Raw genomic sequence first — 12,707 nt, forward strand, 5'->3', positions numbered from 1 at the left:
CGCCCTACCCCCCGTCAAGGCAAAGCTCAAGCGTCCTCCGCGTCCGGAGGATCGTCGTGCGTCCGCACGCCGCGTCGGGCCAGCGCCTCGCGCAGGAGCACCTCAAGCTGGGCGTTGACCGAGCGCAGCTCGGCGGCGGCCAACCTCTCGACCGCCGCCATCACCGCCGGAGAGGCCCGCATCAGGAAAGGTTTGCGCGGCCGGCCCGCCATGATCAGCCGTACAGGGTGCCGGTGTTGACCACGGGCTGCGCCTCGCGGTCGGCGCACAGCACGACCAGCAGGTTGGAGACCATGGCCGCCTTGCGGTCCTCGTCGAGGTCGACCACGCCGCGCTCGTTGAGGTCGGTGAGCGCGTTCTCGACCATGCCGACCGCGCCCTTCACGATCAGCCGGCGGGCCGCCAGCACGGCCTCGGCCTGCTGCCGCTTGAGCATGGCGCTGGCGATCTCGGGCGCATAGGCCAGGTGCGCCAGCCGGGCCTCGTCCACGACGACGCCGGCCACCTTCACCCGTCCCGCCAGCTCCTCGCGCAGCCGGGCGGCGACCTCCTCTGCGTCGGCGCGCAGGGTGAGCTCGTGCTCCTCGCCGTGATCGTAGGCGTAGTGCGAGGCCATGTCGCGCAGGCCGGTGTCGACCTGGATGTTCACAAAAGCCTGATAGTCGTCGACGTCGAACAGCGCCTGGGCGGAATCCTCCACCCGCCAGACGACGTTGGCCGCGATCTCGATCGGATTGCCGCGCCGGTCGTTCACCTTCAGCTTGTCGCTGGTCAGGTTGCGAACCCGCAGGCTGATCTTCTTCCGGCTGTACCAGGGCAGGACCCAACGCAGGCCGGTCGCGCGGTCGGTGCCGCGGTAGTCGCCGAACAGCAGGATCGCCATCCCCTCATTGGGCTGCAGCGAGTACAGGCCGCACAGGGCCAGCAGGCCGATGGTCCCCGCCAGCACGCCGGCCACGACCAGCACCGGATTTCCGGGATCCAGCCCGATGCTCACGGGGCCGAGGATCAGCAGCGCCAGACCCAGCAGCAGCATCAGGATGCCGTTGGCCGTCTTCGCGGGCCGTTCGGCGGAACGGGAGTGGGTGGTGGAAAGCTCGCTCATGGCATGCCCCTCGATGTCGATATGAAAGTGATATCAGTTTCCCCGGGGCTGAGGCAATGGTCACGCTTCGCGACGATCGGCGTCCCGGCCGGCGGCCTTGCATTCGCCTCAAATTCGAGAAACTTGAGGCAGGCTGGCATGGTCCCTGTTAGAGGATCGCCGGCGTCTCTGCGCGCGTCGACCACAGGGGTTTCTATCCGAATGCGTATTCTGCTCGCGACCGCGGTGGCGATCGCCCCCCTGATGGCGGCCTCCGGCGCCATGGCCGAAGTGGTGATCTCGACCGCGCGGACGTCGCCGATCACCACCGCGAACGCGACGGGCACAGGCGCCGACAGCATCCGCATCGCCAGCGGCGGAGCGATCAACGTCAACGCGGGCGCCGCCGTGACCGTGAATTCCAGCCACGGCGTCGACATCGATTCGGGCGGCCGGATCACGATGGAGAACGCCGCGAGCGGGGCCACCGCCATTCTGGCCAACGGCGGCAACACCGCGAACATCACGGTCGGCGGGTCGATCGCGATCTCCGACAACATCTCCGGCGAGACCGATACGGACAAGGACGGCGACCCGGACGGCCCGTGGGCGGCGGGCTCCGACCGCTACGGCGTGCGGGTCGTCGGCGCCGCGCCCCTGACGGGCAATGTCCTCATCGAGAACGGCGCCTCGATCACGGTCGAAGGCGTCAACTCGGCGGCGATCTCCATCGAGGCGCCGCTGGTCGGCGACCTGACCAGCCTCGGGTCGCTCAGCGTCGTCGGGGACAACAGCTTCGGCGTGCGCACCACCGGCGCCATCACCGGCGACGTGACTCTCAGCAGCGCCATCAGCGCCCGCGGCGCCGGCGCCGTCGGCGTGTCGCTCGAAGGCGGCGTGGACGGCAGCGCGGTCTTCCTCGGCTCCGTCAGCGCGAGCGGCTACCGCTTCACGACGCCGCCGCCCGTCCGGCCCGACGGATTCGTCGAGACGCCCGACAATGACGACGACATCCTGCTCCTCGACGAGCTGGACGCCGATGATCTGCTCCAGGGCGGCCCCGCGGTCCGGATCGCCGGAAACGTCACCCACGGCGTCATCTTCGACACGGGCCCGTCCTACGGCGTGAACGGCATCGAAGGCGACGACGACAACGACGGGGTCAAGAACGGCGACGAGGACGACGACGGCGACGGCACGATCAACCGCAACGACTCCGACCGCGACGGCGACGGCATTCCCGACAGTTCCGAGGGCACGGCCACGATCACGAGCTTCGGCGCCGCGCCTGCGGTGGTCGTCGGATCCACGACCGGCCCGGTCACCCTCGGCGTCGCCGGAACCGGCGACCGCGCCTACGGGCTGATCAACCGCGGCGCGATCACCGGCCAGGGCGTCTACGCCGGCGTCGACGCGACCGGCCTGCAGTTCGGCGGCGCCGGACAGACGGTCACGGTCGACGGCGGGGTTCGCAACGCCGGGTCGATCGGAGCCGGCGCCAACGCCGCCAACGCGACGGCCATCCGGTTCGGCGCCGGCGCGTCGACGCCGACGCTCGTGAACAGTTCGAGCATCACCGCCGGCGTGGGCGGCTCCGGCGGGAGGGCTGTCGGCGTGCAGATCGACGCCGGCGCCAGCCTGCCCAGCCTGTCGACCAGCGGCACGATGTTCATCGCCAGCGAAACGGGCAACGCTGACCTCTACGGCATCCGCGATCTCAGCGGGACGCTGACCTCGATCACCAACACGGGCGCCATCAGGACGCAGCGCGGCGCGAACAAGGACGGCTCCGCCGCAACGGGCGTGACCGTGGCCATCGACGTCGCTGCGAACACCACCGGGGTCACCTTCCTGCAGAACGGGGTCGCCGGCGGCGTGTCCGCCTCGAACCCCGACAGCGACGGCGACGGCGTGCCTGACGCGAGCGAGCCGACGACGGTGGGGGCCATCCGGTTCGGGTCCGGCGCCGACACGGCCGACATCCGCAACGGAGTGGTGAACGGCGACATCTCCTTCGGAAATGGCGCGGACACCCTGTCCATCACGGGCGGCGCCGAGGTGCGCGGCGCGATCACGGACAGCGACGGCCTGCTGTCGGTGAACATCGCGAACGGAACGCTGGCGGCGGGCCAGGTTACGCCCACCACCATCTCCAGCCTCAACATCGGCAGCCAGGGCGACCTGGTGGTCACGCTCGATCCCGCCAGCGGCGGTTCGGGCGGCTTCAACGTGACCGGGGCCGCGACCCTTGCCGACGGGGCCGGACTGGGCGTCCGGTTCAGCTCGCTGATCACCGACCCGGGGCGGTTCACCCTGATCGACGCCGCGACCCTGACCGCCGGCTCGATCGACATGGATTCGTTCCAGTCCAACTCGCCCTACCTGTATGTGGTCGACGGCGGCGTGGACGCGGCGAACGGCATCGTATTCGCCGACGTGCGGCAGCGGACGACGGCGGAAGCCGAACTGATCCCCGTCGAGGCCTCGCTCTACGACGCCTTCTATGACGCGCTGGGCCGGGACTCCGGCATCCGCGACGCCTTCCTGGCGCAGACGGATCGCGCCGGATTCATCGACCTCTACGAACAGCTGCTTCCGGAGCACTCGGGCGGACCGCTGCTGTCGCTGGCGTCCGGCGTCGACGCGGTGACCCGTGCGCTGACCGGCCGCAACGCCACCGTCGCGCCGGGCGAGACCAGCGCCTGGGTGCAGGAGATCAACTTCTACGCCGACAAGGATCGCACCGACACCTACGGCTTCCGTTCCGAAGGCTTCGGGGTGGCCGGCGGCGTGGAGCGGGGCTCCGGCCTCGGCGCCGTGGGCCTGTCGGTCGCCTTCACCTCGTCGGACCTCGAGGATCCCGAGTCCGAGGCCGAGGAAGTCCTGTCGGCCAACCTGCTGGAGCTCGGGCTCTACTGGCGCGCCCAGGGGCAGCACTGGACGACCTGGGCCCGCGCCGCCGCCGGCTACGCCACCTTCGAATCCGAGCGTCGCCTGGTGGGCGCAGGCCTGAACCTGTCCAACAGCTCGGACTGGAACGGCTTCTCGCTCGCCGCGGCCGCCGGCGCCTCCTACGAGCGCAGCTTCGGCCGCTTCAGCATCCGTCCGGAGATTTTCGCCGAGTACTTCGCGCTCAGCGAGGACGGCCATGTGGAGGAAGGCGGCGGCGACGGCTTCGATCTGGAGATCGACGACCGCGAGGGCCACATGTTCTCGGCCACCGCGGCGGTCAACTTCGGCATGGCCATGGGCCAGGACAGCTGGCTGAAGCCCGAGCTGCGGGTCGGCTGGCGCCAGAACATCTCTGTCGATCCCGGCGAGACGATCGCGCGCTTCCGGTCCGGCGGCCCCGACTTCACGCTCACGCCCGACACCATCGAGGGCGGCGGCCCGATCGTCGGTTTCCGCCTGAACGTCGGCAACGAGCTGGGCATGCTTTCGGTCAGCGCCGACGCCGAGATGATCGACGACTACGTGCGCTACATGCTGTTCCTGCGGGCCAGCTTCCGGTTCTGACCCGGAAGCCGGCCACGGAGCGCTACGGGCGGCTAGCTCAGCTGGTCAGAGCACCTCGTTTACACCGAGGGGGTCGGGGGTTCGAACCCCTCGCCGCCCACCATAGCGCCTGCGGCGCCGCCGCCGGAACCTGACGGCGGCTCGCGCGTTGGTGCACTTCGCGTCATGCGTCGGAGGAACACCATGAAGAAGACCCTGATCGCCGCTGCGGCCGCCGCGGCTCTCGTCGCCGGCCAGGCCGCCGCCGCCAATACGGCCGCGCCGCGCGTGCAGGATCGCGTCGGGGGCATGTCGGAAGGCGCGGCTCCCGCCGGCGCCCAGCTCGCGGGTCTGCCGTTCGCCATCCTGTTCGTGGCCGGCTTCACCGCCATCGCGGTCGCGAGCGAGGACGACTCCGACAGCGACTGAATCGGCGTCGGGTCAGACGACGTTCACCTTTGACGGTTAACGCTACGGCCTCACGGAGAACGGCCGCATGATCCCGCACGCCCGCAAGGTCATCCCGCTCGGCGGCCTCGTCGCCGCGGCGCTGCTGCTGCAGGGCTGCCTCGTCGGCGCGGTCGTGGGCACGGCGGGCGCCGTCGTGGGCGGCACGGCGAAGGCGACCGGCGCGGTGATCGGGGCGGGCGTCGACGCGGTCACCACCTCCGACGAGGAGACCCGGGCGAAGCGGGAGCGCGAGCAGCGGGCGTGGGAACGCCAGCAGCGCCGGTGCGAGCAGCGCCGGAGCCAGGGCCGCGACTGCTAGAGCCCCAGCTCCATGGCGTAGTTGTGAATGGCGACCCCGGCGATGGCGAAGTCGCGCCGGCCGAGGTCCGCATAGCCGCGCTTCAGGAAGACGCGGCGCGCCCCCTCGCTGGCCTCGACGTACAGGCGGCGCATCCCGTCCTGGCGGGCGGCGCGTTCGAGCTCGTCCAGCAGGCGGCTCGCCACCCCGGTCCCCGCCGCCTCCGGAGCCGCGTACAGGAGGTCGATGTGCCCGTCGGCCTCCAGATCGACGAAGGCGCATACTTGGTCATCCGCGTCCACCGCCACCCAGCACCGCCGTCCGTCCGCGAGCCGCCGGCGCAAGCCGTCCCCGGTCGGCCCCTGCCCGGCCCAGGCCTCGACCTGCTCCGGCGCATAGTCGCGGGCGCCCAGGCCGCGCACGGCGCGTGCGTAGACCTGCGCCATGGCGTCCGCATCGCCGACGGCCGCGGGTCGGAGGCGGATCACAGGGTCATCACGCAGCGTTCGTTGATGGTCGGACGGGCCACCTGCACCCGGCACAGGCCCGGCCAGTCGGGCTGCAGGCGGCGGGCGAACCAGAGGCAGAGGTTCTCGAGGCTCGGCAGCTCCAGTCCCGGCTTCTCGTTCAGCAGCCCGTGGTCCAGCTCCTCCGCCGCCGCCTTCAGCGCCCGGTCCAGGGCGCCGAGATCGGCGACCCAGCCGTGGGCGTCGTCCAGGGTTTCGGAGCGCACCGTGGCCTCGACGGTGAACGAATGGCCGTGCAGCCGCCGGTAGATGCTGCCCTCCGGCTCGTCGGGGAAGTGGTGGGCCGCGTCGAAGGTGGCCTGTTTGGTGATTTCGAAGACGGGCATTAGCGGACGCCGATGTACTTGTGGGTCTGGACGCTGAGGCGCCAGCGCGGGTGGCGCAGGCAGTAGTCGATGGCGGCGGCGGTGTTCGCCTCCCGCTCCGGGCCGTCCATGGGCTGGAGCCAGAAGCGCTCGAAGGCGAGGGTCTCGAACCGCTCGGGCATGGCCAGAGGCTGCGGAAAGACCAGCTTCAGCTCCTGGCCGGAGGTCTGCGCCAGCGGCGCGTCGGCCTTGGGGCTGACGCAGATCCAGTCGATCCCGTCGGGGGCCGCGAGCGTGCCGTTGGTCTCGATCGCCACCTCGAAGCCCCGCGCGTGCAGGGCCGCGATCAGCGGCGGGTCGAGCTGCAGCAGCGGTTCGCCGCCGGTGCAGACGACCAGCTTCGGATCGCCGTCGCGCCCGCGCCACAGCCCGGCGACCCGCTCGGCGAGCGCCTCGGGCGTCGCGAACCGCCCGCCGCCGTCGCCGTCGACGCCCACGAAGTCGGTGTCGCAGAAGCTGCAGACGGCGGAGGCGCGGTCGCGTTCAAGGCCGTTCCAGAGGTTGCAGCCGGCGAAGCGCAGGAACACCGCCGGGCGGCCGGCCTGGCCGCCCTCCCCCTGCACCGTCAGGAAGATCTCCTTCGCAGCGTAGCTCATCGCCGCGCCGCCCATTCCTCGTACCCCGCCTGGCGGAGCTCGCAGGCCGGGCAGGCGCCGCAGCCGTAGCCCCAGGCGTGGCGGCGTCCGCGTTCGCCGCGGTAGCAGGTGTGCGAGGACTCGAGGATCAGTTCGACGAGCGCCGATCCGCCGAGATCCTGCGCAAGCGCCCAGGTCTCCGCCTTGGTCAGGCGCATCAGCGGGGTCTCGATCCTGACGGGATGGTCCAGCCCCAGCGACAGGGCCTGCGCCATGGCGTCGAGCGTGTCGCGCCGGCAGTCGGGATAGCCGGAGTAGTCGGTCTCGCACATGCCGCCGACCAGCGCCTCGAGCCCCCGCCGGTCGGCGAGGGCCGCCGCCACGGTCAGGAAGACGAGATTGCGGCCCGGCACGAAGGTGGTCGGCAGCCCGCGCGCGTCCATCTCGATCGCCCGCTCGGCGGTCAGGGCGCTGTCGGCGATGCGGCCGTAGCCGGTCAGGTCGACCACGTGGTCGGGGCCCAGGCGCGTCGCCCAGGCCGGGCGCAGGCCCGCCATCCCGTCGCGCACCTCCAGCCGGGCCTGCATCTCGACGCCGTGCCGCTGGCCGTAGTCGAAGCCGACGGTCTCGACGCGCTCGAACCGCTCCAGCGCCCAGGCGAGGCAGGTCGCGCTGTCCTGTCCGCCGGAGAACAGGACGAGCGCGGACGTTTGGGGAGTCTGGCCGATTTCGCTCATGACAAACCTGCGGTCGGCCGTCGGCCGCGCGCATGGACAGGAAGGTGAAGCCGTATGGATACGGGCCGGCCTTCTACACCAACCCCCGGCGGGGCGCAAAAGCCGCACGACGCCGCGCGACGCGGGTTAACCCTTCCGCAAAGCGTTGCCGTCATTTGTCAATGTATTGCAGTGGAGTGCCGGCCAGTATGCCGACGATCGAGGCTCTCACCGAACGCGCCGAGGCGATCGCACCGGAGACGCCCGGCAGCGAGGTTTTCGCACGCCTCGTCCGCGAACCCGACACCCTCGTCATCCCGGTGGTCGACAACGGCCGGCCGGTCGGCCTCGTCGAGCGCAACGACTTCCTGCTCCGCATCGCCGGCGCCTTCGGCTACGCCGCCTACGCCAACCGCCCCGTGACCCATGTCATGGATTCCGAACCGGCCGTCGTAGAGGCCGGGGTCGAGATCGACGCCTTCTGCGACACGCTTCTGCGGGGCGGTCCGGCCGCGCTGATGCGCGGCTTCATCGTGACGCGCGAGGGCCGCTATCACGGGGTGGGCACGGCGATCTCGCTGCTCAAGGCGGTCAACGATCACCAGCGGAAGCGGAACGAAGCCCTCGCCGAGGAAGCCCGCGCCCTGTCCGACTCGCGCAGCCAGGCCCGCGCGGCGGCCCGCTCCAAGGCCGAGTTCATGGCCCTGATGAGCCACGAGCTGCGCACGCCGATGAACGGCGTGCTCGCGGTCGCGGACCTGCTCCGCCGCCAGCCGCTGAACCGGCAGGCGCAGGCGCACGTGACGACCATCATGGACTCCTCGGAGGCCCTGCTGCGCACCCTGCAGGACGCGCTGGACCTCGCCCGCGCCGAGGCCGGGGAACTGGAGCTCTCTCCCGCCGTGACGCCGCTGCGCGCGCTGATGGACGAGGTTCAGGCGGACTGGGAGCCGCGCGCGGCCGAGAACAACGTCGCCCTGATGGTGGGCTACGAGGGCGACACCGAACTGGCCGCGCTCATGGACGGCCCGCGCGTGCGCCAGGTCTTCGACAACCTGATCGGCAACGCCCTCAAGCACGCCCGCAGCGGCGTGGTGGAAGCGGCCCTGCGCGCGACCTCGGTCGGCGAGGCGGTGCGGCTCGAGGCTCGGGTCCGCGACGACGGGCCGGGCGTGGATCTGTCGCGCGTCGAGACCCTTTTCGAGCCGTTCGCCGCCTCCGGGGGCGCCGGCGGCGCCGGTCTGGGCCTGCCGATCTGCCGGCAGCTGATCGACCGGATGGGCGGGCGCATCTGGGCCGAGAACAACCGCGGCCGTGGCGCCACCTTCGCCTTCGTGCTCGAGGCGCCGCGCGCCGAAGTCGCGGCGGACGCCGACTCCAATGTGGAGAACCTGCCCGACCTCGACCTCCAGGACAGCCCGCACGTCCTGATCGTCGACGACAACGCCACCAACCGGGTCGTCGCCCAGGCGCTGTGCGAGATGTTCGGCTGCACCTCGGAGACGGCGGAGGACGGCGTGGAGGCCGTGGCCTGCGTCAAGGAGCGCCGCTTCGACCTGGTGCTGATGGACATCAAGATGCCGCGGATGGACGGCGTCGAGGCGACCAAGGCGATCCGCGCCCTGCCGGGGCCGGAGAGGACCATTCCGATCGTCGCCCTGACCGCCAACGCGGACCCGGATGACGCGCGGCGCTACCTGTCGATCGGCATGGCCGCGGTGGTCGAGAAGCCGATCAAGCCGGAGCGCCTGCGCATGGCCATGAACGCCGCCCTGGAACAGGCCGCCGGCGCCGCCGCTCAGGACCGCTCGGTCGCCTGATCGTCCGGCGCGGTCGCCGCCTCCTCGTCCTCCTCGTCATAGCCGACCAGCCGCAGCGCCCGCGCCGGCTGGCCGTTCAGCTCGCACCAGCGCAGCAGCCCCTCCTCGCGGCCGTGGGTGATCCACACCTCCTCGGGCCGCAGCTCGGCGAAGGTGGCGGTCAGCTCCGGCCAGTCGGCGTGGTCGGAGAGGACCAGCGGCAGCTCCACCCCGCGCTGCCGGGCCCGGGCCCGGACCAGCATCCAGCCGGAGGCGAAGGCCCGCACCGGATCGGCGAAGCGCCGCGACCAGCGGTCCTGGATGGCCGACGGCGGCGCGAGCGCCACCTCCCCGGCGAGGCTGCCGGGGGGCAGGCCGGTGGCCGGAGCCAGCGGCCCCAGCGCCACCCCCTCCCGCTCGTACAGCCGGTTCAGCCGCTCGAGGGCCCCATGGACGTAGATCGGCCGCTCCCAGCCCGCCTCGCGCAGCAGCCGGATCACCCGCTGCGCCTTGCCGAGCGCATAGGCGCCGACGAGGTGGGCCCGCTCGGGGAACTGGCGCAGCGAGGCGACCAGGCGGGCGATCTCGTCCCCGGCCGGCGGGTGCACGAAGACCGGCAGGCCGAAGGTCGCCTCCGACACGAAGACGTGGCACGGGACCGGCTCGAACGGCCGGCAGGTGGGGTCGCGGCGGCGCTTGTAGTCGCCGGACACCACCATGGTCAGCCCGCGCCAGCGGATCACCGCCTGGGCCGAGCCCAGCACGTGGCCCGCGGGCGCGAGGGTGACCTCCACTCCGTCGCGGCTCACGGTTTCCCCGTAGTCGGCCGGCTCCTGTCGGCCCGCGAAATCCTCGCCATAGCGCTCGGCCATGATGGCGAGGGTCTGCGGCGTCGCCAGCACGGCGCCGTGACCCGCGCGCGCGTGGTCGGCGTGGCCGTGGGTGATCACCGCCCGCGGCGTGGGAACCACCGGATCGATGTGGAAATCGCCCGGCGGACAGTACAGCCCTTCGGGCGTGGGCCTCAGCAGCTCCTCGAACCGGATCATGCGCCTCCTCGACCGACAGCCTCAGGAACGCACGAGCAGCGCTTGCGCTCAACCGCCCGGCCGGGGAATAGCTGGAGTCATGACCGCCTCGCCCATCGTCGGCCTCCTGCCGCAGCTCGCCGCCGGCGCCGCCCATACCCATGCGCTCGGTTTCTCCTTCGACCGACTCGACGGCGACCGGGTGCGCATCCGGGCTCCGTGGCGTGAGGATCTGGTCGGCGATCCGGACACCGGGGTGCTCGCCGGCGGCCTCGTCACCACCCTGCTGGACCACGCCGGCGGCCTGGCCGTCTGGGTGGCGCTGGAGCGGTTCGAACCGATCGCCACGCTCGACCTGCGGGTCGACTACATGCGCGCCGCCCGGCCCCGCGCCGGCCTGGTCGCCGAGGCCCGCTGCTACCGCCTGACCCGCTCCATCGCCTTCGTCCGCGCCTGGGCCTTCGAGGACAGTCCGGACGACCCCGTGGCGGCCGCCCAGGCCGCCTACATGCTCGACTCCAGCAGCGGCCGGCCCGTCGGCGCCAACCTGCAGCCGCGCCCGGAGGGCCGCGCGTGACCGACCTGCTGGAGACCCTCCCCTACGCCCGCTTCCTCGGCCTGCAGACCGCGCGCGAGGGCGACAGCCTGACGGTGACCATGCCGTTCGCGGACCGGCTGATCGGCAACCCGCTGCTGCCGGCCCTGCACGGCGGCTCGACCGCCGCCCTGCTCGAGTTCGCCGCCATCGCCCAGGTCGCCCTGCTCTATCCGCGGCTGAAGCTGCCCCGGCCGATCAACGTCACCGTCGCCTATCTGCGCTCGGGCCGTCCGGTCGACGTTCACGCCCGCGCCCGCATCAGCAAGGCCGGCCGGCGGGTCGCCCACGTCGAGGCCCGTGCCTGGCAGGAGGCCGAGGACCAGCCGATCGCCTCCCTCGCGGCCCACTTCCTGATCGCGGAACACGACCTCTAGTTGTTTTTCCGCACAACCTGTGTTTACCCTTTGTTCCGTGTCGTCCCACACGGAGCAACAGGTCATGAACAGACTCGTCATCGGCGGATCCCTGTCCGCCCGCCTGCACGCCGCTGAGGCCGCCGTCGACCGGGCCCTGGCCGACGCCGCCGGCCTCGCCGCCGCCCTCCCGGTCGCCCGCCTAGACGCCGCCCTCTCCGCCGTCGCCGGCCAGAAGGCGTTCGACGAGGCGGCGGCGAGCGTCGCCGCCCTCGCCGCGGCGCGGGGCCACCTCGTCCGAACCCATCACGCGCTCGCCGCCCTCGCCCGCCGGCTGGGGGTGGACGTGCTCGCGGTGGGACAGCTCGACAAGCCGGGAGATCGCCCGCCCGTCGGCGGCGAGGGCGACGACTCGCCGGTCGCACGGAACTTCGTTAACGAAACGTGTGGAAACGGCCTTAACAAATCCCTACCGGGAACCCTCCCGATATGTTAAGCGCTGCTTTACTGTTTTTGTTTGGAGGGTGTCATGGACAAGGCCCAGGTTATCGCCAGCCTCGCTGGCGATCTGAATGCGAGTGAGAAGGCCCTCGACGAGGCGATCGTCCGCGCGACCGCCCTCGTCCAGTCGATGGTCGGCGGCCGTACGGCCCTCAACGTCTCGCCTGTCATCGGCGCCGAGGCCCAGGCGAAGGCGCTCGAAGCCATCGCCGCCCTGGGCGCCGCGCGCCAGGCCATGGTGACCTGCCACGAGGAACTGGCCAAGGATCACCGCCGGATGGGCTATGGCGTCTATATGAGCGGCGAGGACAAGTACCCCGAAGGTCAGCGGCCGCCGACGACGGGCGAGCACCGTCTTCGGGCGGTTTAATTCGGAGTAATGTACGTCGGCGGTCGTTCCCGCGGCTGCTAACTTAAGGCATTGTCGCCCCCGTGCAGGACGCATGGGGGCGATTCCGTGTTCGAGACCATCTACTCGCAGCTCGTCCTGGCGGCGGCGGTCGCGGTGGTCACCTTTGCGTTTGCAAAGGGAGACGAGCCCGAGCGGATCGGGGCCGCGGCATACGCCATGGTCTTCCTTGCCACCACGATGATCAAGGGGAGCTCAAGCCTCAGTCTGCCCCGGTGGGGTGTGATGGGGGTCGAGACCGTACTGCTGGTGGTTTTCATTGGCCTCGCCTGGCATAGCCGGCGTCCTTGGCCTGTATGGGCGGCGAGCTTTCAGGCCCTTGTGGTCACGGGCTATGTTCTGGTCGCAGCGAGCCTTCGCCCCCCGCACAACGCCGTCGCGGCCGTCATCAACATGTCGAACTACGCCCTGCTCATCGCCTTGGCGGTCGGCACCTTCTGGGCCTGGCAGGAGCGGCGAGCGGTACGTCTGGCGGAGCCCCCCGGACCGAGACACCTGTAGCGGCGGCC

16 protein-coding genes and 1 tRNA gene are annotated in these 12,707 nt (G+C 71.3%); 10 read left to right on the top strand and 7 right to left on the bottom strand.

Features of this window, described 5'->3' with window-relative positions; genetic code table 11:
- Positions 1–26: 26 nt before the first annotated feature.
- Together H2038_RS05470 and H2038_RS05475 are read right to left on the bottom strand one after the other, a co-directional pair.
- Positions 27–182 (bottom strand): hypothetical protein, encoded by a 156-nt coding sequence (locus H2038_RS05470; RefSeq protein WP_292110104.1) that lies wholly within the window; start codon positions 180–182, stop codon positions 27–29.
- A gap of 32 nt (positions 183–214) precedes the next feature.
- The gene (locus H2038_RS05475; protein ID WP_292110107.1) at positions 215–1,105 is read right to left on the bottom strand and encodes an SPFH domain-containing protein; all 891 of its coding nucleotides are present in this window, start codon (positions 1,103–1,105) and stop codon (positions 215–217) included.
- A gap of 201 nt (positions 1,106–1,306) precedes the next feature.
- Between H2038_RS05475 and H2038_RS05480 the strand changes: the two genes are divergently transcribed.
- From H2038_RS05480 to H2038_RS05495, 4 genes are all read left to right on the top strand, one after another.
- The gene (locus tag H2038_RS05480) at positions 1,307–4,600 is read left to right on the top strand and encodes an autotransporter outer membrane beta-barrel domain-containing protein (RefSeq protein ID WP_292110109.1); all 3,294 of its coding nucleotides are present in this window, start codon (positions 1,307–1,309) and stop codon (positions 4,598–4,600) included.
- A 26-nt stretch (positions 4,601–4,626) separates the two neighbouring features.
- Positions 4,627–4,703 (top strand) — tRNA-Val (locus H2038_RS05485).
- Positions 4,704–4,783: 80 nt separating this feature from the next.
- Positions 4,784–5,008 carry a hypothetical protein gene (locus tag H2038_RS05490; RefSeq protein WP_292110111.1) on the top strand — a complete coding sequence of 75 codons (225 nt, stop codon included), beginning with the start codon at positions 4,784–4,786 and terminating at the stop codon, positions 5,006–5,008.
- 67 nt (positions 5,009–5,075) lie between these two features.
- Positions 5,076–5,348, top strand: coding sequence for a hypothetical protein (locus tag H2038_RS05495; protein WP_292110114.1), 273 nt, complete (start codon positions 5,076–5,078; stop codon positions 5,346–5,348).
- Here H2038_RS05495 and H2038_RS05500 read toward each other — a convergent pair.
- The 4 genes from H2038_RS05500 to queC are packed head-to-tail and all read right to left on the bottom strand — an operon-like array spanning position 5,345 to position 7,531.
- A complete protein-coding gene (locus tag H2038_RS05500) occupies positions 5,345–5,815 on the bottom strand; it encodes a GNAT family N-acetyltransferase (RefSeq protein ID WP_292110117.1) in 471 nt (156 codons plus the stop codon). The genes H2038_RS05495 and H2038_RS05500 overlap by 4 nt on opposite strands.
- The gene (locus tag H2038_RS05505) at positions 5,812–6,180 is read right to left on the bottom strand and encodes a 6-carboxytetrahydropterin synthase (RefSeq protein WP_292110120.1); all 369 of its coding nucleotides are present in this window, start codon (positions 6,178–6,180) and stop codon (positions 5,812–5,814) included. The genes H2038_RS05500 and H2038_RS05505 overlap by 4 nt, the downstream gene beginning before the upstream one ends.
- A complete protein-coding gene (gene queE / locus H2038_RS05510) occupies positions 6,180–6,815 on the bottom strand; it encodes a 7-carboxy-7-deazaguanine synthase (RefSeq protein ID WP_292110122.1) in 636 nt (211 codons plus the stop codon). Before queE ends, H2038_RS05505 begins: the two co-directional genes overlap by 1 nt.
- On the bottom strand, positions 6,812–7,531 hold the full coding sequence (queC, locus tag H2038_RS05515; protein WP_292110124.1) for a 7-cyano-7-deazaguanine synthase QueC: 720 nt from the start codon (positions 7,529–7,531) through the stop codon (positions 6,812–6,814). Before queC ends, queE begins: the two co-directional genes overlap by 4 nt.
- 188 nt (positions 7,532–7,719) lie before the next feature.
- Between queC and H2038_RS05520 the strand changes: the two genes are divergently transcribed.
- Entirely contained in the window at positions 7,720–9,330 is a 1,611-nt protein-coding gene (locus H2038_RS05520) for a response regulator (RefSeq protein WP_292110126.1), read from the top strand.
- Here the strand turns inward: H2038_RS05520 and H2038_RS05525 are convergent.
- On the bottom strand, positions 9,309–10,358 hold the full coding sequence (locus H2038_RS05525; RefSeq protein WP_292110130.1) for a ligase-associated DNA damage response exonuclease: 1,050 nt from the start codon (positions 10,356–10,358) through the stop codon (positions 9,309–9,311). The two genes, H2038_RS05520 and H2038_RS05525, sit on opposite strands and share 22 nt — an antisense overlap.
- 79 nt (positions 10,359–10,437) lie before the next feature.
- Here H2038_RS05525 and H2038_RS05530 point away from each other — a divergent pair, with 79 nt between their 5' ends.
- The 5 genes from H2038_RS05530 to H2038_RS05550 all read left to right on the top strand — a co-directional run bounded on the left by H2038_RS05530 (position 10,438) and on the right by H2038_RS05550 (position 12,699).
- Entirely contained in the window at positions 10,438–10,914 is a 477-nt protein-coding gene (locus tag H2038_RS05530; RefSeq protein WP_292110132.1) for a PaaI family thioesterase, read from the top strand.
- Positions 10,911–11,309, top strand: a complete 399-nt coding sequence (locus H2038_RS05535) for a PaaI family thioesterase (protein WP_292110135.1) — start codon at positions 10,911–10,913, stop codon at positions 11,307–11,309. The genes H2038_RS05530 and H2038_RS05535 overlap by 4 nt, the downstream gene beginning before the upstream one ends.
- Before the next feature lie 64 nt (positions 11,310–11,373).
- Positions 11,374–11,784, top strand: coding sequence for a hypothetical protein (locus H2038_RS05540; protein ID WP_292110137.1), 411 nt, complete (start codon positions 11,374–11,376; stop codon positions 11,782–11,784).
- 33 nt (positions 11,785–11,817) lie between these two features.
- Positions 11,818–12,159: a hypothetical protein gene (locus H2038_RS05545; protein ID WP_292110138.1), complete on the top strand. Its 342-nt coding sequence runs from the start codon at positions 11,818–11,820 to the stop codon at positions 12,157–12,159.
- An 87-nt stretch (positions 12,160–12,246) separates the two neighbouring features.
- Entirely contained in the window at positions 12,247–12,699 is a 453-nt protein-coding gene (locus tag H2038_RS05550) for a hypothetical protein (RefSeq protein ID WP_292110141.1), read from the top strand.
- Positions 12,700–12,707: the final 8 nt, after the last annotated feature.

The sequence above is a fragment of the Brevundimonas sp. genome (assembly GCF_013912005.1).
GTDB lineage: Bacteria > Pseudomonadota > Alphaproteobacteria > Caulobacterales > Caulobacteraceae > Brevundimonas.

Excerpts from the sequence above, each read along its gene's own strand:
- H2038_RS05470 (WP_292110104.1), bottom strand. The coding sequence starts at position 182 with ATGCGGGCCTCTCCGGCGGTGATGGCGGCGGTCGAGAGGTTGGCCGCC.
- H2038_RS05475 (WP_292110107.1), bottom strand. The coding sequence starts at position 1,105 with ATGAGCGAGCTTTCCACCACCCACTCCCGTTCCGCCGAACGGCCCGCG.
- H2038_RS05480 (WP_292110109.1), top strand. The coding sequence starts at position 1,307 with ATGCGTATTCTGCTCGCGACCGCGGTGGCGATCGCCCCCCTGATGGCG.
- H2038_RS05490 (WP_292110111.1), top strand. The coding sequence starts at position 4,784 with ATGAAGAAGACCCTGATCGCCGCTGCGGCCGCCGCGGCTCTCGTCGCC.
- H2038_RS05495 (WP_292110114.1), top strand. The coding sequence starts at position 5,076 with ATGATCCCGCACGCCCGCAAGGTCATCCCGCTCGGCGGCCTCGTCGCC.
- H2038_RS05505 (WP_292110120.1), bottom strand. The coding sequence starts at position 6,180 with ATGCCCGTCTTCGAAATCACCAAACAGGCCACCTTCGACGCGGCCCAC.
- queE (WP_292110122.1), bottom strand. The coding sequence starts at position 6,815 with ATGAGCTACGCTGCGAAGGAGATCTTCCTGACGGTGCAGGGGGAGGGC.
- queC (WP_292110124.1), bottom strand. The coding sequence starts at position 7,531 with ATGAGCGAAATCGGCCAGACTCCCCAAACGTCCGCGCTCGTCCTGTTC.
- H2038_RS05520 (WP_292110126.1), top strand. The coding sequence starts at position 7,720 with ATGCCGACGATCGAGGCTCTCACCGAACGCGCCGAGGCGATCGCACCG.
- H2038_RS05525 (WP_292110130.1), bottom strand. The coding sequence starts at position 10,358 with ATGATCCGGTTCGAGGAGCTGCTGAGGCCCACGCCCGAAGGGCTGTAC.
- H2038_RS05530 (WP_292110132.1), top strand. The coding sequence starts at position 10,438 with ATGACCGCCTCGCCCATCGTCGGCCTCCTGCCGCAGCTCGCCGCCGGC.
- H2038_RS05540 (WP_292110137.1), top strand. The coding sequence starts at position 11,374 with ATGAACAGACTCGTCATCGGCGGATCCCTGTCCGCCCGCCTGCACGCC.
- H2038_RS05545 (WP_292110138.1), top strand. The coding sequence starts at position 11,818 with ATGGACAAGGCCCAGGTTATCGCCAGCCTCGCTGGCGATCTGAATGCG.